Raw genomic sequence first — 2,527 nt, forward strand, 5'->3', positions numbered from 1 at the left:
TTTTCCTTGTAATTCCAAGGAAGCCAGCGGTGCGGATGAGCAAAGAGATCAGCGCTGTTTTTCTGCAGTGCCGTCAGATATTCGAATGGATTGACCTTGCAAAGAAAGCAGGTGTGGATAAGGCTCATGAACATGTCGCCGATGTATGCTCCATGCTCGGTTTTGTAAAACAATGAGTTTTTTCGGTGCATAATAGCCATCTTAAGTGCCTGTTCGCAGATATTGTTATCCAACGGAGCCTTTTCGACCCTGAGAAAGAGCGTTAATGCCGGCCAATGCTTGAGCATGTACTTGATCGCCTTGCCCAGGCTGGAATTCGGTTCGACCTTTTTCTCAGCGAACTGCTGTCCCAACCAGTGGTGCAGGTTTTCCATCAATGGACCGCTGTTCACCTGATGGTAATGCAGGCGTTGCGCCGACGTCATGCCTTCCCTGGCGGCAATGGCATCATGCTGGTACACCGTTCCCAAGGTATCCAGGACGTATTGACATTGCTCGGGAAAGTGCTCGGCCACGTCGACAAAGTTCCGTCGTCCGTGCGTGAGACAATGTGCCAGCACTTTCTGGAACGCTTCGGAGGTGTTGCGCGACAGGGCGTCACACATCTGGATCGGGGGGTCAAGACCGTCTTGCCGCTTGCCCAGGAGGGTCGCCAGATTTTCACCGGCGTGTTTACGTCCGGTGCAGAAGATGGCTATTTTGCGGCCATCAAGGATCGAAAGGATGCCGGTGGTGAAGATACCGGTCCGGGAAAGCTCTGGTGAAGCATTCCGGTTTTCAGCCATCAAGTCCAGGATCTTCGCGGTGGTGTCATCGTTGTGGAAGATTTCACCCTGAGCCGCTTGGAAGATAAGTTCGCCGAAGGCCGGATGGATCCGGTCAGCCAATTTCTCGGTTTCTTCCCAAGCGGTTGATGCGGCCAGGGGGACCCCCAGGGCAGCCTGGAGTCCGGCCAGACGATTTAAGGGTAGACCGCTTCCATAGCGAAGAATGGCCAGCATGGCGGCTGCGGTCTCGTCATATTTCTGGGTACCGGCCCCAGAGGGCAAATCGGCGGTGAAGACTGTGCCGCAGATGTTACAGCGCAGCTTTTCCAGTTCATACACCGTGGCCCAGAGGGGGGCGGTTCCTTTGATGCGGACGACCACCCCGGGACTCGGTTGCCGATAGAGCCGACCATCCGGGCAGGCCGGGCAGGGATCACAATGCGAGAGCGCCTGATGATTGATGGACACCTCTTCGGCACCGCTGTAGGCCTCGGCACCGTTCCTGCCATGCCCGCGGGCCTTTTTCTCTCCGTTGTCGCTCTTCTTGCGGTCGCTGCTGTTGGATCCACTCCGGCTCTTTTCCGTTTTGACCCCGAAAATCATCTGCAGTAAGCGCTTGATTGAGATACTTTTTTCGTTCACCGCCTGGTTCAGAAGCAGATGGGTGTCGATCAGCCCTTTGATGATCCGGTAGTCCTCGTCCGACACGGAGCTTTTCACCCGGTCCAGCAGTTTTTGCGCCTCCTCACCATTGATTTCGATCCGTTCGAGCGTCATGGTCCGGCCCCGATCAACTGGCTGCGAAAATCCCTGCACAGGGGATAGAGCCAGACGCTCTTTGTCGGCACCTCCCCCTCGCTGTTGCCCAGCTTGCCCTTGCCGCAGGTCTCGCCTACTTCGAGCCAGTTGGCCGCCTTATAACAGGTTCCCTGGAAACGTTGGGTTTCGACAAAGGTCTCCAGCAAGACCGGACGGTACTGGTACCGCTCCTGCCAATCTACGCCAAGGCGTTTGCTTGCCAGCGACAGGATTCTCGATCCCAGGTTTTTGGAGCGTACCCAGGGCAGGATCAGGAACCTGGCGTTGTTGACCACCAAGTGGAGGTTTTTTCTCCTGGTTGCTTTGTCCCAACCGATATACAGGTCGCGGGGGGCTGTCTTCCAGGCTGCCGCCCCGAAACCCAAGAGAGCAAGGATCTGCCCTTCCGCTTTGACAAAGTATCGTAGCTGAGCACCGGGCAAGGTTTTGTAGCCCAGGTAATGGTAGCGATCAATGAACTCATTCCACAGCGCGCTGGATCGACTGGTGACCAGCTCGAAAACCAGGTCGAATGCACCGGCGTTCTTCGTTATCTCAGCCTGTTCCAAGGCCCACAGGGTGCGGACTTTTTTATAAGGCTTGGTGTGTTTTGCTCTGGGAGGAGGCAGGACCAAGTGGCCGTCCCGCTCCATCCTCAGCATGGCAACACGGCAGCTCATGTCCTTTAAGCCGCCGTCCGGCTTCAGCCAGGAGGCCGCTTGGCAGAAGAGGACCGAAAGGTCTTTGCGGCTGAGATCCGGCCGCTCGGCGATGAGCCGCCGGATCCAGGCCAATTCTTCTTCGGAAAATTCTCGTCCACAATAGCGCATACAACTCTCCTGGTTTCTTGATCCAGGAGAGTTGTACACTATCGCTTTCAGTGTGTCCCGTAAAAAAACGCCTACACTTCAATTTTTTTCCACATCGCACCAACCGGAGCGTCGGCTGGGTTGCCGTTCCAA

2 protein-coding genes are annotated in these 2,527 nt (G+C 55.9%); both read right to left on the reverse strand.

Annotation, left to right across the window (positions count from 1 at the left end; genetic code table 11):
- The coding region (tnpC, locus tag JWG43_RS17365; protein ID WP_205244210.1) for an IS66 family transposase at nucleotides 1–1,544 on the reverse strand (1,544 nt) is incomplete at its 3' end.
- A complete protein-coding gene (locus JWG43_RS17370) occupies nucleotides 1,541–2,395 on the reverse strand; it encodes a DUF4338 domain-containing protein (RefSeq protein WP_205244211.1) in 855 nt (284 codons plus the stop codon). The genes JWG43_RS17370 and tnpC, both read right to left, overlap by 4 nt.
- Nucleotides 2,396–2,527 lie beyond the last annotated feature (132 nt).

The sequence above is a fragment of the Desulfobulbus alkaliphilus genome (assembly GCF_016918545.1).
Taxonomy (GTDB): Bacteria; Desulfobacterota; Desulfobulbia; order Desulfobulbales; family Desulfobulbaceae; genus Desulfobulbus; species Desulfobulbus alkaliphilus.

Coding starts and splice junctions, on each gene's coding strand:
- JWG43_RS17370 (WP_205244211.1), bottom strand. CDS start 2,395: ATGCGCTATTGTGGACGAGAATTTTCCGAAGAAGAATTGGCCTGGATC.